Below are 22,858 nucleotides of genomic sequence, written 5' to 3' on the forward strand. Positions count from 1 at the left end.
GGACATCCGCCTGGCGGGCTATCTGTCTACATCTGCGGAGGTATGTCGGACGAGCCGCGGGACGCGGAACGCTCGCGGTACGCCGCGACCGCGGCCGCGCTGTCCTCGGCCATCAGGTCCATGTGGATGGCGGCCCCTGCTGCCGAGCCGGCCGAGGCGGAGGTGACGACCTGGGCCATGAGATTCGCCAGGTTGCCGGCCGCCCACACACCGGGAGTCCCGGTCAGTCCCGTCGGGTCGGTGGGCACGTAGGTACCCACCGACACCCCGCCCATGTCCAAGTCGCTCGTCCGTAGGTCGAGATCCGCCAGCAGATCGCCGCGACCGCGCACGAACGGAGCCACCGCGAGTGCTTCGCGGGCCACGACGTCCCCGGTGGCCAGGCGCACTCCCGTCAGGGCGTCGTCAGCGGTCTCGACGCGCTCGACGGAGCCCACCACATGAGGCACCGAGAGGGCCGCCAGCAGCTCCAGCTGCTCCTCGGTGGGGTCCGGTGCGGTGTGCTGGAAGTAGACGACATCGTCTGTGAGGGTGCGGAAGAGCTGTACCGCGTGCAGCGCGGTCGGACCGGATCCGATCACACCGATCGCCTGGTCGCGTACCTCCCATCCGTGGCAGAACGGGCAGTGCAGCACGTCTCTGCCCCACCGCTCCCGCAGGCCGGCGATATCGGGCAGTACGTCCACGACGCCCGTGGCCAGGAGCAGTCTGCGGGCCGACACGGTCCTGGTGCCGCAGTCCTGCACGTCGATGGTGACGGTGAAGCGCGGACCACCCGCCCCCGACTGTGGCACGACCGCAGCCGAGACGGCCGTGCCGTTGACGATCTGCACCCCGTATCCCGCTGCCTCGGCGCGTCCGATCTCACCGAGCCGGGCCGGTGCCGTGCCCTCGGCGTAGAGGTAGTTGTGCACTCCCTCGGCCGGACCGTTGCGCGGAGCGCCGGCATCGACCAGCAGGACCGTACGCCGGGCGCGCGCCGCGATCTTGGCACCGCTCAGCCCTGCGGCTCCGCCACCGACCACAACGAGGTCGAGGACATCGGTCTGATCGAAGGCTGCGGTCACGCGGGGACTCCTCGACGAAGGGTGCCGGAGCGGGTGTCGCATCCGGTATCGCCAGCATGGAAGCCGCCCGGCCGTAAGAGCAAGGTGGTTTGCCACTACGGCAAAGACCAGAGCGCGCCCCGTCATCCCTTGGCGCCGTTGCTCGCGACGCCGCGGCGACCTGACGTGCAGCGTCAGAGCAGGCCGTGCTCGTAGGCGTAGACCACCAGTTGCACGCGGTCGCGCAGCTGCAGTTTGGCCAGGATCCGGGAGACGTGCGTCTTGACGGTCGCCTCGGACAGTGTTTCAGCAGAGGCGATCTCGGCGTTCGACAGACCGGTGGCCGCCCGCAGCAGGATCTCCCGCTCGCGGGCGGTGAGGGCGTCGTACTCCGGGCCGGGGGCGGCGGCCGTCCGGGTCTTGAACCGGTCGAAGAGAGAGCGCGTGGCACCCGCCGCGACCACCTGGCTGCCGTCCGCCACGGCACGGATGGCCGCGAGCAGCAGCTCCGGCTGGGTGTCCTTGAGGATGAAACCACTCGCGCCGGCGTCGATCGCGTCGGCCGCGGACTCGTCGAGGTCGAAGGTGGTCAGCACCAGCACCCGCGGGGTCTGCTCGGTGGCGTTCGCACGGATGCGCCGGGTCGCAGCGACTCCATCGACTCGGGGCATCCGCACGTCCATCAGCACCACGTCAGGCCGGGTACGTCGGACGAGGTCGATCGCGCCCGCGCCGTCACCCGCTTCGCCGACCAGCTCCAGGTCCGGCTGGCTGCGCACCACCATGGCGATGCCGGCCCGGAACAGCACCTGGTCGTCGACCAGTGCGACCTTGATGGTCACCGGCTCTCCTTCTGCTGTGCCGGGATGTGCGCCACGACCCGGTGCACGCCGCCTGAATGGTCGATGGTGAGCGTGCCGCCGGCGAGGCCGGCGCGTTCGGACATCCCGATGATGCCGTGGCCGGTCTGCGAAGGGGGACCGGCGTCAGGGCGGATCGCGTTGGAGACGCGCAATCGGTAGTCGTTCGACCAGTCCTGCTCCACCAGTACGGGGCGGGACAGATCTCCGTGCTTGAGCGCGTTCGTCAGGCACTCGCTGAGGATCCGATAGGCCGTCAACGCGATGAGCTCCGAGGGCCGGCGCACGCCCGTCTCGCGCACCTCGAGCCGCATCCCGGAGGCCCGCATGCGCTCGAACAGGTCCTCCTGCTGGCCGTAGCCGAGCCGGGCGCCGGGCGCCTCGCGGTTGCGCAGCTCGGTGAGGATGGTGCGCACGTCGGCCATCGCCGACCGGGCCGTCTCCCCGATGACCTCCAGGGCCCGTTCGGCCTCCTCCGGAGAGGACTTCATCGTGTACCGCGCACCGTCCGACTGCGCCGCCACCACGGCCCACGAGTGCGCCACCACATCGTGCATATCGGCGGCGATCCGCGCCCGTTCCTGCTGTTGGTCCAGCGCCTCGGCCAGACGCAGCCGCTCGGACTCCTCCAGCCGGGCGTCGATCCGGGCCTGCACCCTCTGCCGGCTCTGGAAACGCAGGAACCCGACGATCCAGCCGCCTCCGCAGACCACGGCGGCCGACATGGCGATCGCGAGGACCGCGACAGGTTCGAGACCGAGCCGGGTGCCGCTGCCGAAACGCATGAGCGGGGCGGCGATGCCGGCCACCACGGGGGCGACGGCCGAACCGACGAGACCTGTGCGACGGAACACCGCACGACGGTCCGCGCCGAGTGTGAAGTAGAGGGGCGCGTACGCCAGGTCGGCGAGCGGGACGAGCTCCGCTCTCCCCAACTGGATGACAGCTCCCAGCACCGCGAAGCCGATCATGAGCGGCAGGGACAGTCGGCGGGTCACCAGGGCGAGGGCCAGCACAACGACCGTGGCCCACGCCGAGGCGCCGTAGGTGCCGGCTGCGGCCGCGCAGACGACGACGAAGAGGGCGGCCGTCAGGAGGTCGGCCTGCACGCGCCGTGGAGACACCCCGCCGTCTCCCCACACGTCGGCCGTGCTCATGGATCGCTTCCCGTTCCTCGATGGTCTCGGCACGACGCGGTCGCCGTGCGAGGTACGACCGTACGCGAGCAGCGTGGTGGGGCACCCGGGTCGGCGCACCGGGTTAGCGTGTGCGGATGGGGACCTGGGACGCCGGTGTGATGTATCGATCGAGCCGTCGGGCGGTGCTGGCGGCGGGGGTCGTCGTGCCGGTCACGGCGCTCGCGAGCTGCACCGGCTCCGGCAGCGGTGGTGACGGATCGAAGGACGCCGCCGCGAAGCTGGCCGCGGCGCTGCAGTCGGGACATTTCACGGGCAGCCCGGTCACCGGGCAGGACGTCGACACGTCGTACGCCGCGGTCGTCCGCGGGCTGGGCGCCACCGCGCACACCGTGCAGGTCGTCAAAACCGTTGCAGGAGCTGCGAAGTCGTCGAAGACGGTGACGCTCGCGACGCAGTGGACGCTCGCCGGCGGCCGTCGATGGTCCTACGAGCAGCAGGTCACCATGACGTCTGCGGACAAGAAGTGGACGACGCCGTGGTCCTCCACCCTGGTCCATCCGCAGCTGCGCACGGGCGAGCACCTGACGGCGGCATCGGTCGCGCAGGATCGCGGCGACATCACCGACGACAACGGCGACGCCATCGTGACCTACCGGCCCGTCTACCGGGTCGGCATCGACAAGACCAAGACGGCTGCCGCGACCGCGACGGCCTCGGCGACGAAACTCGCTGCGGTCGTCGGCGTGGACGCCGCGTCGTACGCGAAGAGTGTCGCGGCGAGCGGTCCCTCGGCGTTCGTCGAGGCCATCGTGCTGCGGACGCAGGCAGTGTCGGCCGCGGAGCAGTCCCGGATCCGGGCGATCCCGGGGGCGGTGTTGATCTCCGACCGGCGCCCGCTCGCGCCGTCCGCGACCTTCGCCCGCGCGGTGCTCGGCACAGTCGGCCCGGCGACCGCGGAGATCATCAAGGACAGCAAGGGCACCAAGGACCCGGTGACCGCGACCGACCTGGTGGGCATCGGCGGCCTGCAGCAGCAGTACGACGCGCAGCTGCGGGGGACCGCCGCGTTGCAGATCAGCGCTGTGCTGCCGGGCGCCAGCGGTCCGCAGTCGGTGCGCACCCTCGCCTCGCTCGGCGCGGTCGCGCCGAGGCCGCTCCGGACCACGCTGCGTCAGGACCTGCAGTCCACTGCGGAGTCACTGCTGCAGGGCCAGAAGAGCCCGTCGGCACTGGTGGCGATCCGACCGTCCACCGGCGAGGTGCTGGTCGCGGCGTCCGGCGCGGGCTCGCAGGGATACGACACGGCGTTCCTCGGCCGCTACGCCCCGGGGTCGACCTTCAAGGTGGTCTCGTCGCTGGCGCTGCTGCGGTCCGGGCTGAAGATCACCGACACGGTCGACTGCACCCCGACGATCTCGGTGCAGGGCCGGATCGTGAAGAACTTCCCGGACTATCCCAAGGACAAGCTCGGGATGATCCCCTTCAAGACCGCTGTGGCCAACTCGTGCAACACCGTGATGATCCGCGGAGCCGACCGGGCGTCGCAGAGTTCCCTTGCGGTGGCTGCGGATTCGCTCGGCCTGACGCAGAACCCGTCCGACGGTCCGTTCTTCGGCAGCGTGCCGCCCGGGGACACCGGAGCCGACCATCAGGTGTCGATGATCGGTCAGGGCAAGGTGCTCGCCTCACCGCTCGGGATGGCGACCGTCGCAGCCTCGGTCGCGCACGGCGCTCGCGTCACGCCGTTCCTGCTGCCCGACCACAAACCGACCGTGTCCAAGCAGCCGACCACTCCGCTCACGGCTGCGGAGACGACGTCCCTGCGCGCGCTGATGCGCGCCGTGGTGACCGAGGGCGGCGCGACGGGCCTGCAGTCGGTGCCCGGTGGGCCGGTGATGGCCAAGACCGGCACGGCCGAGTACGGCACCGGCAACCCGCCGCAGACCCACTCGTGGATGATCGCGATCCAGGGCGACCTCGCGATCGCCGTCTTCGTCGAGACCGGCGGCTACGGCGGCGTGACCTGCCTGCCGATCGTGAAGAGCTTCCTCACCGCGGCTGGGAGGGCATGACCGGCGACCATTAGGGTTTTGCGCGTGCTCCATAACCTTCGCTTACCTGCCGGTCGATGGCTGGGCGCGCTGATCGTCCTCCTCTTCGGGGCGATGGTGGCTCTGCCCGCGGCAGGAGCCGCCACGTCTGGCGGTCACCCACAGAGTGTCGGGCGGGCCTCGACGGCATCGGTTCCCAAGGTGCTGCGGGTCGGCACCGAGGGCACCTACCCGCCGTTCGATTTCAACCAGGACGGAAAGCTCACCGGCTTCGACGTCGAGGTGGTGCAGCAGATTGCCCAGCGCCTGGGTGTGAAGGTGCAGTTCGTCCAGGTGCCCTTCGACTCCCTCTTCGCGGCTCTCAGGGCCGGGCGCATCGACATGATCGCCGACCAGATCACCATCAACACCGAGCGGCAGTCCCTCTACGACCTGTCCTCGCCGTACGTCGACACCACCGGGGTCATCGTCACCCGCAAGAGCGAGAACGACATCCACTCCCTCGCGGACATCAAGGGCCGGAAGGCCGCCGAGAGCAGCACCAGCAACTGGGGCGACATCGCCCGCAAGGCGGGCGCCAGCATCCAGACGGTGGAGGGGCTCGATCAATCGCTGAAGTTGTTGCAGGAGAAGCGCATCGACGTGCTGGTCAACGACCAGCTGGCCGTCAAGTACGCCCTGCGCGTCACAGGCGCGAACGATCTGAAGATCGTCGGCACGACGTCCGATGCGAGCCAGTCGGCGTTCGCGGCCCGCAAGGGCAGCGGGTTCATGACCCAGATCGACTCCCAGATCGCGGCCATGAAGGCCGACGGCAGCCTGAAGAAGACCTACGACAAGTACTTCACGGTCGCGCCGAAGGTGCCGAGCACCTGGGACACCATCCGCACCAACCTGGTGCCGATGCTGAAGAGCCTGGTGACCGGCACCCTGCCGCTCACCGCGATCAGCTTCGTGGTCGGGCTGGTCATCGCGCTCGGCGTGGCCATGGCCCGGATGTCCAACCGGCTGGTGCTGTCCGGTGTCGCCCGCGCGTACATCGGACTGATCCGCGGCACACCGCTGCTGGTGCAGCTGTTCATCATCTTCTTCGGCCTGCCCGAGCTCGGTGTGAAGTTCAACCCGTTCCCCGCGGCGGTGATCGCCTTCAGCCTCAACGTCGGCGGGTATGCCGCCGAGACGATCCGAGCCGCCATCCAGAGCATCCCGCGCGGGCAGTGGGAGGCAGCGTCGACCGTTGGGATGGACTATCGGACGTCGTTACGGCGGGTGATCATCCCGCAGGCTGCCCGGACCGCCGTACCCCCGCTGTCCAACGAGCTCATCTCGCTGGTCAAGGACACGTCACTGGCATCCACGATCCTGGTGACCGAGGTCTTCCGCAGGGCGCAGACCGCCGCAGCGACGAGTGGGAAGTATCTGGAGCTCTACTCCACGGCGGCGGTCTACTACCTGGTGGTCTGCCTGATCCTGGCGTTCATCCAGGACAGACTCGAAGGACGACTGGGCAGGTTCGTGGCGCGATGAGTGATCTGGTGCAGGTCAGCGGACTGGCCAAGTCGTTCGGCGACCACATGGTGCTCAAGGACATCGCCCTCAGGGTGCCCGCGGGATCTGTGACGGTGGTGCTGGGACCGTCAGGTTCCGGCAAGACCACGCTGCTGCGGGCACTCAACGCGCTGGAGATCCCCGACTCCGGCACGGTCCGGATCGCCGACGTGGAGGTGGACTTCTCCAAGATCACCCCCGGTCGCGGCGGGCGGGTGCCGAAGCAGCAGGCACGGCTGCTGGCCCGGTACCGCGCACAGAGCGGGATGGTCTTCCAGAGTCACAACCTGTTCCCTCACCGCACGGTGCTGCAGAACCTCACCGAGGGTCCTGTCGTGGTGCAGAAGCGGCCGACGGCCGAGGCGACGGCGGCGGCCCGGGAGCTGCTGGCGAAGGTGGGTCTCGCCGATCAGGCCGACAAGCACCCCTTCCAGCTGTCCGGCGGGCAGCAGCAGCGGGTCGGCATCGCCCGCGCGCTGGCGTTGCGTCCGGAGCTGCTGCTCTTCGACGAGCCCACCTCGGCCCTCGACCCCGAGCTGGTGGGTGACGTGCTCGGCGTGATGCGCGACCTCGCGCAGGAGGGCCGCACGATGATCGTGGTGACCCACGAGGTGCGCTTCGCCCAGCAGGTCGCCGACCAGGTGCTCTTCATCGACGGCGGCAGCGTCGTGGAGTCCGGCCCGCCGAGTCAGGTCATCGCCGATCCTCAGCAGGAGCGCACCCGCACCTTCCTGCGCCGCATCCTCGACCCGCTCTGACCCCTCGACGGAGCGTGAGGATCAGCGGAAGGCGCCCTCGCCGGTCAGCGCCTGTCCCACGATCAGCTGGTGCACCTCGGAGGTGCCCTCGTAGGTCATCACCGACTCCAGGTTGTTGGCGTGCCGCATCACCGGGTAGTCCAGGGTGATGCCGTTGGCCGCCAGGATGGTGCGGCACTCGCGGGCGATCTTGATGGCCTCGCGGCAGCTGTTGAGCTTGCCGACGCTGACCTGCGCGGGCTGCAGGGTGCCGGCGTCCTTGAGGCGGCCGATGTGCAGGGCCAGCAACTGGCCCTTCATCAGCTCCAGCGTCATGTCGGCCAGCTTGGCCTGGGTCAGCTGGTAACCGGCGAGCGGCTTGTCGTAGATGACGCGCGAGTCGGCGTACTCCAACGCGGTCTCCAGACAGTCACGCGCGGCGCCCATGGCGCCGAAGATGATGCCGAAGCGGGCCTCGGACAGGCAGGTCAGCGGCCCGCGCAGCCCGGCGACCTCGGGGAGGACGGCGTCGCCCGGCAATCGCATGTCCTCGAAGGACAGTCCGGCGGTCTTGGACGCCCGCAGCGACAGCTTGTGCTTGACCTCGGTGGCGGTGAAGCCCTTGGTGTCGGTCGGCACGACGAAACCGCGGATCTTGTCGTCGGTCTGCGCCCAGACGACGGCGACGTCGGCGACGGTGCCGTTGGTGATCCACATCTTGCTGCCGTTGATGACCCAGTCGTCGCCATCGCGCTTGGCGCGGGTGCGCATGCCGGCCGGGTCGGAGCCGAAGTCCGGCTCGGTGAGCCCGAAGCAGCCGAGCGCCTCACCGGCGGCCATCCGGGGCAGCCACTCCTGCTTCTGCTCCTCGCTGCCGAAGTGGTGGATCGCCGTCATCGCGAGCGAGCCCTGCACCGACATCAGGCTGCGCAGCCCGGAGTCGGCGGCCTCCAGCTCCTGGCACGCCAGGCCGTACATCGTGGCGGAGGCGCCGGCGCACTCGTAGCCGTCCAGGTGCATGCCGAGTACGCCGAGCGCCCCCAGCTGCTGGGCGATCTCGCGCGCCGGGATCTCGCCGGCCTCGAACCAGTCGGCCAGGTAGGGGCGCAACTTGTCGTCCGCGAAGGACCGAACCGTCGTGGCGAGGTCGCATTCCTCCTCGGAGAGGAGCGAGTCGAAGGCGGTCAGTTTGTCCAGGGCGGGGTGCGCGGTCACCCCTCCATCATGACGCCCCGCGGAAGCGGCGTCAGACCTGCGGGCCCTGCTCGCGCCCTTCGATGCCCTTGGTGTCGGGGTTGGTCGCCGTGGCGCCGGTGCGCCCGGAGTCCTGCGACCGGTTGTTCTTGTCGTGGTCGGAGCCGACGTCGCCCTTCAGCGCGTTGAAGATCGCCACACCCTGCCCGGCCAGACCGGTGACCAGGTCGGACAGCCCGTCCGAACCGTTGACGACCGTCATGTTCGCGCCCGCCAGTCCGGCGGCGGCCTTCTCGACGATCTGCGGCAGCTGCGCGATGAGCGCCTGGTCCAGTGCGACCCGGTTGCTGGAGGCTGCTGCTGCCGCCTGGATCTGCACCTTCTCGGCGTCCGCGCGCGCCAGGATCCGCACGCGCTCGGCGTCCGCCTCGGCCGGCTTGACCACTTCGGCGACGAGCTGCTGCTGGCGCAGCTCGGCGTTGCGCTGGGCCAGCTCGGTCTGCGCGGCGATCACCTCGCGCTGGGCCTGCGCCTGCGCGAGGGGCCCGGCCTGAGCCGACTTCGCCTGTGCTGCCTGGGTTTCAGCGGTGTATCCGGCCTGGGTGACGGCGGTGTCGCGCTGGAACTGGGACTGCGCGCGCAGCGACTGCTGCTCGGCCTCGGCCGCGGCCTGGTTGGCGTTCGCCTGGGCGATCTGCGCCTGCTGCTGGATGCGCGCGTTGTGCGGCGCGGCCATCGCCTTGATGTAGCCGAGTCCGCCGTCGTCGATGTTCTGGATCTGCAGCGCGTCGACGAGCAGACCCATCCGCGCCATCTCCTCCTTGGAGCCCTCGAGCACCTCGCCGGCGAGTTTCTGCCGCTCGGTGATGATCTCCTCGACGGTCATCGAGCCGATGATGCTGCGCAGGTGCCCGGCGAAGATCCGCCCGGTGAGCGTGGCCATCTGGGTCTGGTCGGACAGGAAGCGCTGGCCGGCGTTCACGATCGAGTCGTTGTCGGAGCCGATCTTGGCGGCGATGACCGCCTTCACGGTGAGCGCGATGCCCTGCTTGGTGACGCAGGGCTCCTCGACCTCGGCCTCGAAGAGCGAGAGTGTGAGGAACTGCACCTTCCGGAAGACAGGCAGCACGAACGCGCCGTGGCCGGTGACGACGCGGAACGGGGACACGCCTGAGCCCTTGCCGCCCGAGATGAGCATGGCCTCGTCAGCGCGAGGGACCCGGTAACCGAACATTTCTCTCCTTGATGAGTGGGTGGTACGCGCCGAACGTCGGCGAAGGATCGGGGGTGAGGGACCATCTAGAGACGCAGCAAGGAATCCAGGCGTTCCCCCCAAGGGGCGACCTCGACGGTGCGCGGCCCGATCTCGCCGGTGCAGACGACCTGCTGCCCGCGGCGCAGGGGTTCGGGGGAGCGCGCGATGAACGCCTCGGTGCCACCCCTGATGCGGAACACCGCTTCCCCCGGTCCGTCGTCACCCTGCGTCGCCACCGTGAGGTGGCCGATCAGGCCGACCGGCGACAGATCAGACGTGCTCATCCGGACTTCCCGATCGGGCGGCTCCCTCGGCCGCCGTACTCCGTGAAAACTACACCTGCGCACCGAAGTACGACGGCGTACCGGTCGATCGGGAGCACGACTGCGGCTGAGTTCAGGGGTTGCGCTGCGACCACGCGGCCCGGACGACGTCGGCGAGCGGAGTGACGGGTCGCCCGATCAGCTCGGCCAGGGCGTCGCTGTGGGTCTCCAGGTCGCCGTGGGCGATGGAGCTGTCGATGCTCGCGACGAACTCCGCGGTCCCTTCATCGAGGCCGTTGCTGCGCAGCACCGCGACGTACTCGGCCGCGGGGACGTCCCGGTAGGCGACGGTCTTGCCGGACACCTCGCTGATCACGGCGGCCAACTCGGACATGTCGAACGACGGCCCGCCCAGCTCGTAGGTGCGGTCGCCGGACTCGTCCTGCAGCAACGTGGCCACGGCCGCGACGGCGTAGTCCTGGCGGGCGGCCGCGGAGATCCGGCCGTCGCCCGCGGCGCCGACGATCTCGCCGTGCTCGAGGTACTGGTCCAACTGCCGGGTGTAGTTCTCGTCGTACCACCCGTTGCGCAGCAGCACGACCGGCACGCCGGACGCGCGCAGCAGGCGCTCGGTCTCCTGGTGCTCGCCGGCCAGCGGGTTGGTGGTGTCGTCGGCGTTGAGGATGCTCGTGTAGACGATACGCGTCGCGCCGCCCGCCTTCGCCGCCTCGATGACGTTGGTGTGCTGGGGGATCCGCTGACCGGCGGTCGGACCCGAGATCATCAGCACACGGTCGGCGTCGTGCAGAGCGGCGGTCATGGTCTCCGACCGGTCGTAGTCGCCCTCGCGGACCTGGACCCCGCGGTCGGCGAGATCGGCTGCCTTGCTCGGTGTCCGGACGACGGCCACGACGTCCTGGGCCGCCACGCCCCGGGTGAGCAACTCCTCGACGGCGAGGCGCCCTAACTGGCCGCTGGCGGCGGTGACGGTGTACGTGGGCATGGGGATCCTCCTGGTACGGAGCCTGGCCCGACGCGGGCGCGTCGTGTCTTCGGTGGCAACACCGCGGCGGGCTCGATCCATACCGCGCGACGTACGCCATTCGGGATGTCAGTCGAGCCCGGGGGCGACCAGTACATCGGTGGCTACGGGCAGGGCGGCGGCCCGGTCGGCTGGGACCAGCCCGATCCGGGTGCGGCGGTCGAGCAGGTCATCGACGTCGAGGGCACCCTCGTGGGTGACGCCGAAGGCCAGTTCCGCGCGGGTGACGAGTTGGCGCCCGTCGATCGGGGCGAGCAGGTCGGGGTCGTCGGTGAGCGACGGCGCCTCGGTGCCGTACTTGTGGACGAGCCGGGCGGGTGCGGCGAGCCGGTCGAGCACAGCGGGTGCGGCGGCGCCGACGAGCGGCAGGTCATGGGTGCGGCACGGGCCCGCGACCAGTCGGCGCCCGCGGACAGCAGCGTTGACCGCGTCCTGGGCCATCCGGCGGTACGTCGTCAGCTTGCCGCCGATGACGGTCACCACCCCGTCCGGCGAGGTGAGCACCGCGTGCCGCCGGGAGATGTCGGCGGTCGAGCCGCCGGCGTCCAGCAGCGGGCGCAGACCGGCGTAGGTGCCCACGACGTCGACTCGGGTCAGCGGTCGCGCGAGCACCCGGCTGAAGGTCTCGAGCAGGAAGTCGATCTCACCGTCGGTGGCGACCGGCACATCCGGCACGGGGCCGTCGGCGGCCTCGTCGGTGAGTCCGAGGTAGGTGCGGCCGTCCGGCTGCGGCAGCGAGAAGACGAAACGGCCCACGGAGCCGGGGACCGGCGCGTTGAGGATGACTCCGCTCCCGCCGAGCGTCTCCGAGCGCAGGACGAGGTGGGTGCCGCGCGACGGCCGGAGGCTGACCCCTGGCACGAGGCCGCCGGCCCAGACACCGGTGGCGTTCACCACCGCCCGTGCCGTGATGTCGTACGCGGTGCCGGTCAGTTCGTCGCGCACCCGGGCTCCGTCGCCCGCCACGTCCAGGGCGCGGACGCGGGTCAGCACGCGGGCTCCACGACCTGCTGCGGTGCGTGCCAGCGCGATGACGAGCCGGGCGTCGTCCTCGATGCGGGCGTCCCAGGCGGTGATCCCACCCCGCACGTCGTGTCGGAGCGCGGGTGCGAGTTCGCGGGCGCGGGCGGCACCGACGCGGCCCGGCCGGGGCAGCAGGCCGCTCGGCGTACGGACGACCCGGCGCAGGACGTCACCCGCGACGAAACCGGCGCCGATGACCGCGGCGCTGCCGCGGGAGATGTCCGGGGTGAGCGGCACCAGCCACCGGGAGGGCCGCACGAGGTGGGGCGCTGTGCGGCGCAACAGGATCCCTCTCTCGGCCGCGCTCTCGTGGGCGGTGCCGACCTGGCCGTGGGCGAGATAGCGCAACCCACCGTGTGCCAGCTTCGAACTCCACCGCGACGTGCCGAACGCCAGGTCGTGTGCGTCGACGGCCACCACGCTCAGCCCCCTGGACGCCGCGTCGAGCGCCACACCGGCGCCGGTCGCGCCGAGTCCGATCACCAGGAGGTCGACCTGGCGCCCGTCGGTGGCCTCGGCGAGCTCACGCGCCCGACGGGGGCGGTTGAGGGCGGTGTCGCCGGACATGGATGCCTTCCGAGAGTGCCCTTCGTGGGCAGATGCTGTCGAGTGGCTGAGAGCCTCGACGTTGCAATGTTACGGGTCAAAGCACTGTGTCACACTCTAGCCCATGAGTGATCGGATGCACTGGTCCCGCTGGGGAGACCCGGCTCGCACGACGACCCTTCCCGCGAATGCCCTGGCAATGCTCGAGCTTGCGTTCGGGCCGCCCGCGCCACGGCCCGCCGTGGATCAGCAGACCGTGCAGCTTCCAGCCGTCGGACTGCCGGACGACGTCCTCGACGCCCTGCGGGACGCGATCGGTGTCGAGCACGTCGACGCGGGCGTTGAGCCGCGGCTGCTGCATACGGGTGGCAAGTCCACCCCTGACCTGCTGGCCCTGCGCGGTGGCGACGCCGCAGCTGCCCCGGACGCGGTGCTGCGACCCGCCGACCACGACGAGGTGCAGGCGCTCGTGAGCTTCTGCTCCGAGCGTCGGATCGCCGTCGTGCCCTATGGCGGCGGCACCTCGGTCGTCGGCGGCCTCACCGCCTCGAGGGACGGGCTCGTCGCGGTGGTCGCGATCGATCTCGGCCGGCTCGACCGTCTGGTCGACGTGGATGAGGTGTCCAGCACGGCGGTGCTGCAGGCCGGGGTCTCCGGGCCGCGCGCGGAGGAGCTGCTGGGCGAGCACGGGATGACCCTCGGCCACTTCCCCCAGTCGTTCGAGTTCGCGACCGTCGGCGGCTTCGCAGCGACCCGTTCGAGCGGCCAGTCCTCCTCGGGATACGGCAGATTCGACACGATGGTCGTCGGGCTCAAGGTCGCGACGCCGCTCGGCACCTGGGAGCTCGGCGTCGCGCCGGCGAGCGCCGCCGGGCCCGATCTGCGCCAGCTCGTGCTCGGCTCCGAGGGCACGCTCGGGATCGTCACCGAGGTGCGACTCGCCGTTCGGACGAAACCCGCGACCGCGGTCTACGAGACCTGGCGCTTCCCGACGTTCGTCGACGGGGCGACCGCGATGCGCACCCTGACCCAGGACGGCATCAACCCCACGGTGCTGCGGTTGTCCGACGAGACCGAGACGTCGTTGAATCTCGCGAAGCCGGAGAGCATCGGCGCCGATTCGGGTGGCGGTGCGCTGATGGTCTGTGGATACGAAGGCACGGACGGCCGGGTGGAGCGGATGCGCCGTGAGGTCGGCGAGGTGCTGCAGGGTCTGGGCGGCACCCCGCTCGGCGCCGAGGACGGCGAGCAGTGGGCCGAGGGCCGGTTCGACGCGCCCTACCTGCGCGACGCGCTGCTCGACGAGGGCGTCCTGGTCGAGACGCTGGAAACGGCGACGTTCTGGGGCGACCTCGACCGCCTGTACGCCGAGGTGAAGGCGGCGCTCGAGGGCGCGCTGAGCGCTCAGGGGACGAACCCGATCGTGCTGTGCCACATCTCGCACGTCTACCGCACGGGTGCCTCGCTCTACTTCACGGTGGCGTGCCGGGAGACGGACGACCCGCGCGCCCAGTGGTACGCCGCCAAGCAGGCCGCGTCCGACGCGATCGTCGCGGCCGGCGGGACGATCACCCATCATCACGCGGTCGGCCGGGACCACAGGCCCTGGTACGCCGAGGAGATCGGCCCCATCGGCACGGACGTGCTGCGCGCGGTCAAGCGGAGCGTCGACCCTGCAGGGGTCCTGAACCCGGGTGTACTGATCCCATGACGCGGGCCTTCCATCTCCTCGTGAATCCGAACTCGGGAGCGGGACGCGGCGCCCGCATGGCTGCCGAGGTCGGTGCAGCCCTTCGGGCCCGGGGTGCCGAGGTGCGGTCCACAGTGAGTCCCGGCATCGAGGCGGCCGACGACCTGGTCGCCGACACCGGCGAGGGCGAGGTGTGCGTTGCGGTCGGTGGTGACGGGATGGTGAGCTCCGTGGCCGCCGCCGCGGTCCGTCACGGGGTCACGCTCGGGATCGCGCCCGCGGGCCGGGGGAACGACTTCGCCCGCCAACTGGGCATACCGAGGCACGGGGAGCTGCTCGCGTCGCTTCTGCGCGACGGCGACGTGCGTCCCGTCGACGCGATCGGTGTGAGCGACAGGGTCGTGGTCGGCAGCGTCTACGCCGGTGTCGACTCCCTCGCGTCGCAGCTCGTGAACGAGATGAAGCGGGTGCCGGGAGCTCTGCAGTACCCGCTGGGGGCGCTCCGTGCGATGGCGACGTTCCCGGTCACGACGTACCGCGTCACGGTCGACGGCGCCGAGCACACCTTCGAGGGGTTCACCGTCGTGGCAGCCAATTCCGGCTACTACGGCAAGGGCATGCACATCGCACCGGACGCCGACCCGCGCGACGGGCTGCTCGACGTCCTGCTCCTCGGAGCGGGCAGCCGGGCGAGCTTCATCCGCAAGCTGCCACAGGTCTACCGCGGCACCCACACCGCCAACGCGGAGATCGTCGTGCTGCGCGGGCGCGAGGTGCGTATAGAGGCCGATGGCGTCCAGGCGTACGCCGACGGCGACCCTCTCGCTCCGCTGCCGATCACGGCGACGGTACTGCCGGGCGCGCTGCGGATCATCTCGCCCGATCCTTCGGCCGTCACGCGCTGAGCACGAAGCACGAAGAACGGCCCTGATCCGCGTTTCCGCAGTTCAGGGCCGTTCTGTGAGCTGGTCGGGGTGACAGGATTTGAACCTGCGGCCTCGTCGTCCCGAACGACGCGCGCTACCAAGCTGCGCCACACCCCGTGGCTGCTGCACCCGTCGTGCGGATCGCGCACGAGCCGGATGCAGCGCGGCATACGTTACCGGTAAGGCTCGCGCATCTCCCAATCGGTAGGCGCGTCAGGCGATGTGCGGCGCCGCGATCAGAGCGTGCGGCCGGAGTCCCACGAGGCGGGCGCCAGGGTGAGCAGGGTGGCCTCGGGGCGGCAGGCGAAGCGCACCGGCGTGTACTTGTTGTGGCCGAGGCCGGCCGAGACCTCCAGCCAGGCCGCGTCGCAGGGCGCGATGGTGGACCGTTGGCCGTTGGCGCCGGGCCACCAGCGCGAGACCCCTTTGGCACGGCGCCGGTCCAGATCGCAGTTGGTGACCAGCGCGCCGTATCCCGGCACGCACAGCTGTCCGCCGTGGGTGTGCCCGGCGAGTAGTACGCGTGCCCCGTCGGCCGCCATGGCGTCCAGGACGTGCGTGTACGGCGCGTGCAGGACCCCCATGGTGAGATCGGCCGCGGGATCGGCAGGTCCGGCCACGGCGGGGTAGCGGTCGTAGCCCAGATGCGGGTCGTCGACCCCGACCAGCTCCAGGTCGAGACCGCGCACCGTGACGGACCGGCGTGCGTTGGTCAGGTCGATCCATCCGCCGGAGGTGAAGCCCGCGACGAGCTCGCGCCACGGCAGTTCGTCGGCCTGCGACTCCGACCCCCGCGGATGCGAGCGGTTGAAATAGAGGAGCGGGTTCTTTGCGGTCGGTGCGAAGTAGTCGTTGGAGCCGAGCACGAACGCGCCCGGAAGGTGCAGCAGCGGCTCCATGGCGCGCAGCACGGCCGGCACTGCGTCGAGGTCGGAGCAGTTGTCGCCGGTGTTGACCACGAAGTCCGGCTCGAGGGAGGCCAGCCCGCGCACCCACGCGATGCGCCGCTCCTGGCGGGGGACGAGGTGCAGGTCGGAGACGTGCAGCACCCGCACCGGCGTGGCACCGGGGGGCAGCACCGGCAGCGTGGCGCGGCGGACGGCGTACCAGTTGCGTTCGACGAGCGAGGCCCAGGCGAGCGCTCCCGCTCCGGCGGCGGTCGCCGCGGTGGCGGCGCGGGCGGCGGGATGCATCCGCACATCCTCACACGCGAGGGTGAGTGAAAGACTGCCCCGCATGAGCCTCAAGGACACCCTGCAGACCGACCTCACCGCGGCGATGCGCGCCAAGGACACCGTGCGCACCCAGACCCTGCGGATGGCGCTGGCGGCAGTGCGCAACTCCGAGGTCAGTGGCGACACCAAGCACGAGCTGACCGACGACGAGGTGCTGGCGTGCGTGACCAAGGAGGCCAAGAAGCGGCGCGAGGCGGCGACGGCGTACGACGATGCCGGGCGGCCCGAGCTGGCCGACGCCGAGCGCGCCGAGCTGGCCGTCCTGGAGCACTACCTGCCGGCGCAGCTCAGCGACGAGGACCTGACCGCGATGATCCAGCAGGCGATCTCATCGACCGGCGCGTCCGGGATGTCCGGCATGGGCCAGGTCATGAAGGTCCTGCAGCCGCAGATCGCCGGCCGTGCGGACGGCAGCAAGGTCGCCGCCGCGGTGCGTCAGGCGCTCAGCGCGAGCTGAGGCTCACCCAGAGCTGGGGCTCAGCCCGAGCTGGGGTAGATGAAGATCGTCGTGCCCTGGCTGGCCGAGCCGCCGGACGCGGACATGGCGGTGATCTGACCCCGCGGCTGCGGACCGGGACGGTTGGGACCGACCTGGACATGGAAGCCGGCCGCCTGCAGGGTGGCGATCGCCGAGTTGATGTCCTGCCCCACGACGTTCGGCACGGAGATCTGGGTCGAGGTCGATGAGGACGAGGGCGACGACGGGCCGGAGCTGGGTGTGTCGGTGCCCGTGTTCATGCCGGGCACCGTGGGGAACTGCTTGATGGGCTGGCCCTTGAGGGCGGCGTCCATGATGTCCTTCCACATCGGGGCCGCGAGGTCGCCGGCGAAGATGTAGTGGCCGCTGCCGATCAACTGCCCGTTGATGGGGACGTTGCGGAGCGGCCGGTCGCTGCCCGAGCCGTGCCCGACCCACACCGCTGTGGCGAGCTGCGGGGTGTACCCGACGAACCAGATGTTGTTCGCTCCCGACACGGTCCCGGTCTTGCCGGCAGCCGGGCGGTTGTTCGCGAGCGCGGCCTTGTAACCGGTGGCCTTGTGGTCGTCCGGATTGAGCACGGCCCGGAAGATCTGGGTTGTCTCGGCCGCGACCTGCTGGGACATCACCCGCTTGCACTTGCCGACCGAGATGGCGAGCTTCTTGCCGTTGCCGTCGATCATGGAGTCGACCGGCCGTGGCGGGCAGTACATGCCGCCGGCGGCGGCCGTGGCGTAAGCACTCGCCAAGCCGATGGGCGAGGTCAGGCCCACGCCCAGCACGACCGATGCGGGAGTGATCTGCAGGTCTTTGCGGTTCAGGCCGAGTTTGACCATCGTGTCGACGACGTTGCACATGCCGACGTCCTCGGTGAGCTTGGTGAACGCCGTGTTGACCGACCAGGCGGTCGCGCGCGCGTACGTCATCTTCCCGGTCGGCACCACGAAGTCGTTACCGATGACGAACGAACCCCTGGCGTTCTGGTAGCACGGCCCTTGAAAGGCTGAGTACCTGAACGAGGTGCCGAGCTCGTTGTCGGCGTTCTTCGCGGTCTGCGGCGCCACGTCGATGGTCATGTCCGGCGACGCATTGCGCTCCAGCGCCGTCACGATCTGGAAGAACTTCGTCGAGGATCCGAAGGTGAAGCCGCTGTTGGCGAGGTTGATGCCGGACTTCCCGAGGCCCGCAGTGGTGCTGTACGAGGTGTTCTGTCCGGTCGCGATGATCTGCCCGGTGCCCGGCTTGATCATCGCGGCGGCGTCGTTGATGCCGTACTTGTTGTTCGAGGGCACCCGGGCGCGCAGCTTCGCGTCGAGGATCGCGGCCATTTTGGGCTGGAACGACGTCTTGATGGTGAGTCCGCCGCTCTCCAGCGCTGCCTGGCGTGCCTTGACGGTCTTGCCGAGGGAGGGTTGCTGGCTCAGCCAGTTCTCGACGTAGTTGCAGAAGTAGGGGTACTTCGAGGACGCGCAGTTGCCGCTGACGTTCTTCAGCTTCAGCGAGATCGGGGAGACCGACGCGTCGGAGTACTGCTTGAAGGTGATGATCTTCTGCTGGTACATCTTCTGCAGCACGATGTTGCGCCGCGCCTTGGAGTCGTTGGGGTTGTTCACCGGGTCGTAGGCGGTCGGCTGGTTGACCACGCCGGCGAGCAGGGCAGCCTGCGGCAGGTTCAGCTTCGAGGCGGGCACGCTGAAGTAGTGCTCCGCAGCGGCCTCGATGCCGTACTGCTGGTCGCCGTAGTAGACCAGGTTGAGGTAGCCGTCGAGGATCTGATCCTTGCTGTACTTCTGCTCGAGCGCGGTGGCGTACTTGAGCTCCTGCAGCTTGCGGACGTAGCCCTGCAGCCCCTCGCGCGCCACGGCGTTCCTTGCGGCCGTGGTGTTGCCGGAGCTGAGCGCCTCGTTCTGCAACGACACCTTCACGTACTGCTGGGTGAGGGTGGATGCTCCCTGGACGCCGCCGCCCTGCGCGTTGCTGGTGAGCGCACGCAGCAGGCCCTTGGGGTCGATGCCGCCGTGCTGGAAGAACCGCTCGTCCTCGATCGCCACCTGCGCCTTCTGCATGATCGGCGCGACCTTGTTCAGCGGCACCACGATGCGGTTCTCGTTGAACGGCGTGGCGATGGTCGACCCGTCCGCCGCGAGGATCCGCGATTGCTGCGCCAGCGGGTTCATCGCGAACGTCGAGGGCAGGCCGTTGAAGAGGTCGATGCTCTTGTTGGTGGCGAGACCGGCCCCGCCGACGGCGGGGATCAGCAGACCGGCGGCGAGCAGGCCCATCACCATCGCGGTGGCGAGCAGGGCGATGAGCAGGGAGAGCACGGAGCCGAGCCGGCGGGTGGCACGCATGGGCATGAGGGTAACCAGGTCGACTGTGGGAGGCCCTGATGCCGCGCTGATCCGTGAGCGAGGGCGTTGTAACTTACCCAATCGTCGGTACAGTTGAAATAGTTATAAAGAGCTAGGTTTAAATGGTTCTTGGTAGGCCTACCGGATCAATTACCATTTATTTACCCTTCTGACACAACTTAGGGGAAAGCACCACACGATGGGGAAGGACTCGCTCGATGACTGCAGTTGCTCCGGAGCAGACCGGCTGGGATCAGAGCTGGGCGGCACGTGCCGCGTGTCGTGGGGGAGCTCCGGACGAACTCTTCGCCAGGGGTGCGGCCCAGCAGAGCGCCAAGCTGGTCTGTCAGGGCTGTCCCGTCGTGGCCGAGTGCCTGGCCGACGCGTTGGACAACCGCACCGAGTACGGCGTGTGGGGCGGTATGACCGAGCGTGAGCGCCGTGCGCTGCTGCGCCGGCGACCGGACGTGCAGTCCTGGACCGCGCTCTTCAAGGCGGCCCGCGCCCGCGAGAACGCCTGACCGACGCAGGACGCGCTCCGCGCCCGAACGGCGCCGGCTAGCCACCGCTGAGCGCCGCGCCGATCTCCCGGAGCTGGTCGACGTCGTTCACGTCGCTGCCGGATGTCGGCACGTGGACCTGGGGAATGTCCTCGTGAGCGGCAGTGAACCGCGCGACCGCTGCACGGTGTCGCGCCGCCTGGTCGGCAGCCTCCGCGTGCACCTGCAGCAGGGCCGCGGTGTCCGCCGGCCGCCATCCCTCGGCCCGGGCCGGTAGTTCCCGAATGGCCTGCGCCGTCTCCGTCGCCCGCGCCGCGGACAGCGACGGGATGGTGATCGGCTGCAACCGGTTGACCACGAGCCCGGCCAGCGGCATCCCCTCCGACGCGAGGCGATCCACGAAGAACGACGCCTCGCGCAGGGCGTCCCGCTCGGGGGACGCGACGACGAGGAACGCCGTGCTCGCATCGCTGAGCGCCGCGTACGTCACCTCGGCACGCTCCCGGAAACCGCCGAACATGGTGTCCAGCGCCGCGATGAACGTCTGCGCGTCCTTCAGCATCTGCGCGCCCAGGATCTTCGACATCACCCCGGTGACACCGCTCACCCCCACCGACACGACCTTCAGGTACGCCCGGCCGCCCACCTTGGCGGGTGCGGTCATCAACCGGATGAACCGCCCGTCGAGGAAGGAGCCGAGCTTCTTGGGTGCGTCCAGGAAGTCCATGGCCGACCGCGAGGGAGGGGTGTCCACGACGATCAGGTCCCACCGCCGGTCGCCGTCGACCATCTCCTGCTGCAGCTGACCCAGCCGCTCCATCGCCATGTACTCCTGGGTGCCGGCGAACGAGCTGGACACGGCCTCGTAGAACGGGTTGGCCATGATCGCGGCGGCCTTCTCCGGCGTGGAGTGCGACATCACGACCTCGTCGAAGGTCCGCTTCATGTCCAGCATCATCGCGTCGAGCGACCCACCGGCCGAGGCGTCGATGGTGTGCACGGGCGCGGGGTCGTTGTCCAGATGCTCCAGGCCGAGCGCCTGCGCCAGGCGGCGCGCGGGATCGATGGTGAGGACGACGACCGACCGGCCGGCCTCCGCGGCACGGATCGCCACGGCGGCCGCGGTCGTGGTCTTGCCCACGCCTCCGGACCCGCAGCAGATCACGGTGCGAATCGTCGGGTCGTCGATCAGGTCGTCGACGTCCAGCTTCGGAGTCGTCATCACACCCCCTGTCGGTGCAGGTCGGCGGCGAGCTGGCGCAGTCCGCCTGCATCCATGCCGTCCGGCAGCGCAGGAAGCCGCACGATCGGCAGGTCGAGGGAGGTGAGCCGCGCGCGTTCGCGCTCCTCCAGGGAGAGCCGCTCGTCCAGGCGGCGGCCGGACTCCACGAGCCCGTCGACGAGCGTGGGCCCCACCCGCAGTCCGCCGGCGGCGAGGTCGGCGCTCAGCGGCTCCGCGTCGAAGTCGGCGCCCTGCAGCAGAGCGCGGGACCGTTTGCCGAGCAGCGCCGCGCGTTCCTGATTGACGATGATCGACCCCATCGGCAACCCCTCGGCGCGCAGCTCGGCCGTGGCGTCGATCGTCTCCTGCACCGGCATCTCCTCGGCGACCGCCACCAGGTGCACCCGGCTGCGGCCGGAGGTCAGCATCTGCATGATCGAGTCGGCCTGCTTCTTGATCGGGCCCATCTTCGCCAGCCCCGACAACTCCCGGTTGACGGCGAGGAACTTACCGATCCGACCGGTCGGGGGAGCATCGACGACGACGGCGTCGTACTGCTGGAAACCGCGCCGCGCGTGGTGCTCGTCGCGGCGTACGACCTCGTAGACCTTGCCGATGACCAGGACATCGCGCATGCCCGGCGCGATGGTGGTCGCGAAGTCGATCGCACCGAACTTCTCCAGCAGGCCACCGGCCCGGCCCAACTTGTAGAACATCTGCAGGTACTCCAGCAGCGCGGCCTTCGGATCGATGGCGAGTCCGCGCACCTCGCCGCCCTCCAGTCCGCGCGCCACGTGGGTCTCCTCGTCGCCGAGCGGTGCGACGTCGAAGACCTGGCTGATGCCGCCCCGCCCCTCGACCTCGACGAGCAGGACCCGCCGGCCGTCGTGCGCCAGAGCGAGCGCCAGGGCGGCGGCGACCGTCGTCTTACCGGTGCCGCCCTTGCCCGAGACGATGTGCAGCTGTGCGGTCACCGGTCGCGCCCGCCGGTGTCGGCCAGGTCGGCGACGGTCCCGCGAACGATCTCGAACGCCGCGGACTGCGGGTCGATGACGTCGAAGTGGTCGGCGTCGTCGACCACCCGCAGCCGAGCATCGGGCACGGCGTCCACGTAGCTCTGCGAGATCTCCAGCGGCACCTGCTCGTCGCGCGTGCCGTGGATCGCGACCACCGGGGCCGCGGGCGCGCCGAGCCGGGCCGGATCCGCCTGCTCCCACGCGGCGGGGTCGTCCTGCGGCGTGCTGCCCATCAGGGCCTCCGCGGCGCCCCCGCCCAGACCGAGCTCGTGCACCAGGTGCAGATCGACGCAGCCGGCCAGCGCGACCGTGCCGATCACCGCGCTCGCGTCGGGCTGCGCCGCGAGCCAGGAGACCAGGTGCCCGCCGGCTGAATGCCCCACCAGGACGACGGGTTCCGGCAGATCGGTGCGTGCGCTCGCGGCGGCCAACATCGTCAGCAGGTCGGCGCGCATGTCCGGCCACCCGCCGCGCGGCGCCCGCCGGTACTCCGGCACGACCACGTGGAAGCCGTCCTGCCTGAAGGCCTCGGCCTCGCTGCCCGTGTGGGAACGGTCGGTGGCAGGTCGCCAGAACCCTCCGTGCACGACGATCACCGTCACCCCGCGGACCGGCCCCGCCGGTCGGCGTACGTCGTAGACCTGGTCCGGCTCCACGCCGTACGCGGTGGTCTCGTCGGGAGGCGCCGCGGCGCGGTCCAGCACGGAAGCCATGCTGGGAAGCCTACGCAGCCGGC

General features: G+C 70.2%; 20 protein-coding genes and 1 tRNA gene. 7 read left to right on the forward strand and 14 right to left on the reverse strand.

Features of this window, described 5'->3' with window-relative positions:
• Positions 1-26: 26 nt before the first annotated feature.
• The 3 genes from HNR15_RS01690 to HNR15_RS01700 form a co-directional block, all read right to left on the reverse strand.
• The gene (locus HNR15_RS01690; protein ID WP_343048369.1) at positions 27-1,067 is read right to left on the reverse strand and encodes an NAD(P)/FAD-dependent oxidoreductase; all 1,041 of its coding nucleotides are present in this window, start codon (positions 1,065-1,067) and stop codon (positions 27-29) included.
• Positions 1,068-1,240: 173 nt separating this feature from the next.
• The gene (locus HNR15_RS01695; RefSeq protein ID WP_179478599.1) at positions 1,241-1,888 is read right to left on the reverse strand and encodes a response regulator; all 648 of its coding nucleotides are present in this window, start codon (positions 1,886-1,888) and stop codon (positions 1,241-1,243) included.
• Positions 1,885-3,063, reverse strand: coding sequence for a sensor histidine kinase (locus HNR15_RS01700; RefSeq protein WP_179478601.1), 1,179 nt, complete (start codon positions 3,061-3,063; stop codon positions 1,885-1,887). The genes HNR15_RS01695 and HNR15_RS01700 overlap by 4 nt, the downstream gene beginning before the upstream one ends.
• 116 nt (positions 3,064-3,179) lie before the next feature.
• Between HNR15_RS01700 and HNR15_RS01705 the strand changes: the two genes are divergently transcribed.
• From HNR15_RS01705 to HNR15_RS01715, 3 genes are read left to right on the forward strand one after another with little or no spacing between them, the layout of a single operon-like run.
• The gene (locus tag HNR15_RS01705; RefSeq protein ID WP_179478603.1) at positions 3,180-5,117 is read left to right on the forward strand and encodes a penicillin-binding transpeptidase domain-containing protein; all 1,938 of its coding nucleotides are present in this window, start codon (positions 3,180-3,182) and stop codon (positions 5,115-5,117) included.
• A gap of 24 nt (positions 5,118-5,141) precedes the next feature.
• Complete coding sequence (locus HNR15_RS18735) at positions 5,142-6,623, forward strand: ABC transporter substrate-binding protein/permease (RefSeq protein WP_343048370.1); 1,482 nt, start codon at positions 5,142-5,144, stop codon at positions 6,621-6,623.
• Complete coding sequence (locus HNR15_RS01715; protein WP_281373808.1) at positions 6,620-7,402, forward strand: amino acid ABC transporter ATP-binding protein; 783 nt, start codon at positions 6,620-6,622, stop codon at positions 7,400-7,402. Before HNR15_RS18735 ends, HNR15_RS01715 begins: the two co-directional genes overlap by 4 nt.
• A 21-nt stretch (positions 7,403-7,423) precedes the next feature.
• Here HNR15_RS01715 and HNR15_RS01720 read toward each other — a convergent pair whose 3' ends face one another.
• From HNR15_RS01720 to HNR15_RS01740, 5 genes are all read right to left on the reverse strand, one after another.
• Complete coding sequence (locus HNR15_RS01720; protein ID WP_179478605.1) at positions 7,424-8,596, reverse strand: acyl-CoA dehydrogenase family protein; 1,173 nt, start codon at positions 8,594-8,596, stop codon at positions 7,424-7,426.
• A 31-nt stretch (positions 8,597-8,627) separates the two neighbouring features.
• A complete protein-coding gene (locus HNR15_RS01725; RefSeq protein ID WP_179478607.1) occupies positions 8,628-9,809 on the reverse strand; it encodes an SPFH domain-containing protein in 1,182 nt (393 codons plus the stop codon).
• A gap of 65 nt (positions 9,810-9,874) precedes the next feature.
• Complete coding sequence (locus tag HNR15_RS01730) at positions 9,875-10,114, reverse strand: hypothetical protein (RefSeq protein ID WP_179478609.1); 240 nt, start codon at positions 10,112-10,114, stop codon at positions 9,875-9,877.
• Positions 10,115-10,226: 112 nt separating this feature from the next.
• Positions 10,227-11,096: an SDR family oxidoreductase gene (locus tag HNR15_RS01735; protein ID WP_179478611.1), complete on the reverse strand. Its 870-nt coding sequence runs from the start codon at positions 11,094-11,096 to the stop codon at positions 10,227-10,229.
• A 108-nt stretch (positions 11,097-11,204) separates the two neighbouring features.
• Positions 11,205-12,725: a glycerol-3-phosphate dehydrogenase/oxidase gene (locus HNR15_RS01740; protein WP_179478613.1), complete on the reverse strand. Its 1,521-nt coding sequence runs from the start codon at positions 12,723-12,725 to the stop codon at positions 11,205-11,207.
• A 103-nt stretch (positions 12,726-12,828) separates the two neighbouring features.
• On the opposite strand from HNR15_RS01740, the gene HNR15_RS01745 reads away from it, so the two are divergent.
• Positions 12,829-14,415 (forward strand): FAD-binding oxidoreductase, encoded by a 1,587-nt coding sequence (locus tag HNR15_RS01745; RefSeq protein WP_246305870.1) that lies wholly within the window; start codon positions 12,829-12,831, stop codon positions 14,413-14,415.
• Positions 14,412-15,299, forward strand: a complete 888-nt coding sequence (locus HNR15_RS01750) for a diacylglycerol/lipid kinase family protein (RefSeq protein WP_179478615.1) — start codon at positions 14,412-14,414, stop codon at positions 15,297-15,299. Before HNR15_RS01745 ends, HNR15_RS01750 begins: the two co-directional genes overlap by 4 nt.
• Before the next feature lie 61 nt (positions 15,300-15,360).
• Here HNR15_RS01750 and HNR15_RS01755 read toward each other — a convergent pair.
• Together HNR15_RS01755 and HNR15_RS01760 are read right to left on the reverse strand one after the other, a co-directional pair.
• Positions 15,361-15,437 (reverse strand) — tRNA-Pro (locus HNR15_RS01755).
• Between the two features lie 119 nt (positions 15,438-15,556).
• The gene (locus tag HNR15_RS01760) at positions 15,557-16,513 is read right to left on the reverse strand and encodes a metallophosphoesterase (protein WP_179478617.1); all 957 of its coding nucleotides are present in this window, start codon (positions 16,511-16,513) and stop codon (positions 15,557-15,559) included.
• A 43-nt stretch (positions 16,514-16,556) separates the two neighbouring features.
• Between HNR15_RS01760 and HNR15_RS01765 the strand changes: the two genes are divergently transcribed.
• Positions 16,557-17,012, forward strand: a complete 456-nt coding sequence (locus HNR15_RS01765; protein ID WP_179478620.1) for a GatB/YqeY domain-containing protein — start codon at positions 16,557-16,559, stop codon at positions 17,010-17,012.
• Positions 17,013-17,032: 20 nt separating this feature from the next.
• On the opposite strand, the gene HNR15_RS01770 is transcribed toward HNR15_RS01765, so the two are convergent.
• Positions 17,033-19,384 carry a transglycosylase domain-containing protein gene (locus tag HNR15_RS01770; RefSeq protein WP_179478622.1) on the reverse strand — a complete coding sequence of 784 codons (2,352 nt, stop codon included), beginning with the start codon at positions 19,382-19,384 and terminating at the stop codon, positions 17,033-17,035.
• 218 nt (positions 19,385-19,602) lie between these two features.
• On the opposite strand from HNR15_RS01770, the gene HNR15_RS01775 reads away from it, so the two are divergent.
• Positions 19,603-19,905: a WhiB family transcriptional regulator gene (locus HNR15_RS01775; protein ID WP_179478624.1), complete on the forward strand. Its 303-nt coding sequence runs from the start codon at positions 19,603-19,605 to the stop codon at positions 19,903-19,905.
• Between the two features lie 37 nt (positions 19,906-19,942).
• On the opposite strand, the gene bagB is transcribed toward HNR15_RS01775, so the two are convergent.
• From bagB to HNR15_RS01790, 3 genes are read right to left on the reverse strand one after another with little or no spacing between them, the layout of a single operon-like run.
• Positions 19,943-21,106 carry an ArsA family ATPase gene (gene bagB / locus HNR15_RS01780; RefSeq protein ID WP_179478626.1) on the reverse strand — a complete coding sequence of 388 codons (1,164 nt, stop codon included), beginning with the start codon at positions 21,104-21,106 and terminating at the stop codon, positions 19,943-19,945.
• Complete coding sequence (bagA, locus tag HNR15_RS01785) at positions 21,106-22,080, reverse strand: ATPase BagA (RefSeq protein WP_179478628.1); 975 nt, start codon at positions 22,078-22,080, stop codon at positions 21,106-21,108. The genes bagB and bagA overlap by 1 nt, the downstream gene beginning before the upstream one ends.
• Complete coding sequence (locus HNR15_RS01790) at positions 22,077-22,835, reverse strand: alpha/beta hydrolase family protein (protein ID WP_179478630.1); 759 nt, start codon at positions 22,833-22,835, stop codon at positions 22,077-22,079. The genes bagA and HNR15_RS01790 overlap by 4 nt, the downstream gene beginning before the upstream one ends.
• Positions 22,836-22,858 lie beyond the last annotated feature (23 nt).

Source organism: Allobranchiibius huperziae (assembly GCF_013410455.1).
In the GTDB taxonomy this organism is placed as follows: domain Bacteria; phylum Actinomycetota; class Actinomycetes; order Actinomycetales; family Dermatophilaceae; genus Allobranchiibius; species Allobranchiibius huperziae.

Bases quoted from the DNA above. Each gene is read 5' to 3' on its own strand.
- HNR15_RS01700 (WP_179478601.1), bottom strand. From the start codon at position 3,063: ATGAGCACGGCCGACGTGTGGGGAGACGGCGGGGTGTCTCCACGGCGC.
- HNR15_RS01705 (WP_179478603.1), top strand. From the start codon at position 3,180: ATGGGGACCTGGGACGCCGGTGTGATGTATCGATCGAGCCGTCGGGCG.
- HNR15_RS01715 (WP_281373808.1), top strand. From the start codon at position 6,620: ATGAGTGATCTGGTGCAGGTCAGCGGACTGGCCAAGTCGTTCGGCGAC.
- HNR15_RS01725 (WP_179478607.1), bottom strand. From the start codon at position 9,809: ATGTTCGGTTACCGGGTCCCTCGCGCTGACGAGGCCATGCTCATCTCG.
- HNR15_RS01730 (WP_179478609.1), bottom strand. From the start codon at position 10,114: ATGAGCACGTCTGATCTGTCGCCGGTCGGCCTGATCGGCCACCTCACG.
- HNR15_RS01735 (WP_179478611.1), bottom strand. From the start codon at position 11,096: ATGCCCACGTACACCGTCACCGCCGCCAGCGGCCAGTTAGGGCGCCTC.
- HNR15_RS01740 (WP_179478613.1), bottom strand. From the start codon at position 12,725: ATGTCCGGCGACACCGCCCTCAACCGCCCCCGTCGGGCGCGTGAGCTC.
- HNR15_RS01745 (WP_246305870.1), top strand. From the start codon at position 12,829: ATGAGTGATCGGATGCACTGGTCCCGCTGGGGAGACCCGGCTCGCACG.
- HNR15_RS01750 (WP_179478615.1), top strand. From the start codon at position 14,412: ATGACGCGGGCCTTCCATCTCCTCGTGAATCCGAACTCGGGAGCGGGA.
- HNR15_RS01760 (WP_179478617.1), bottom strand. From the start codon at position 16,513: ATGCATCCCGCCGCCCGCGCCGCCACCGCGGCGACCGCCGCCGGAGCG.
- HNR15_RS01765 (WP_179478620.1), top strand. From the start codon at position 16,557: ATGAGCCTCAAGGACACCCTGCAGACCGACCTCACCGCGGCGATGCGC.
- HNR15_RS01770 (WP_179478622.1), bottom strand. From the start codon at position 19,384: ATGCGTGCCACCCGCCGGCTCGGCTCCGTGCTCTCCCTGCTCATCGCC.
- HNR15_RS01775 (WP_179478624.1), top strand. From the start codon at position 19,603: ATGACTGCAGTTGCTCCGGAGCAGACCGGCTGGGATCAGAGCTGGGCG.
- bagB (WP_179478626.1), bottom strand. From the start codon at position 21,106: ATGACGACTCCGAAGCTGGACGTCGACGACCTGATCGACGACCCGACG.
- HNR15_RS01790 (WP_179478630.1), bottom strand. From the start codon at position 22,835: ATGGCTTCCGTGCTGGACCGCGCCGCGGCGCCTCCCGACGAGACCACC.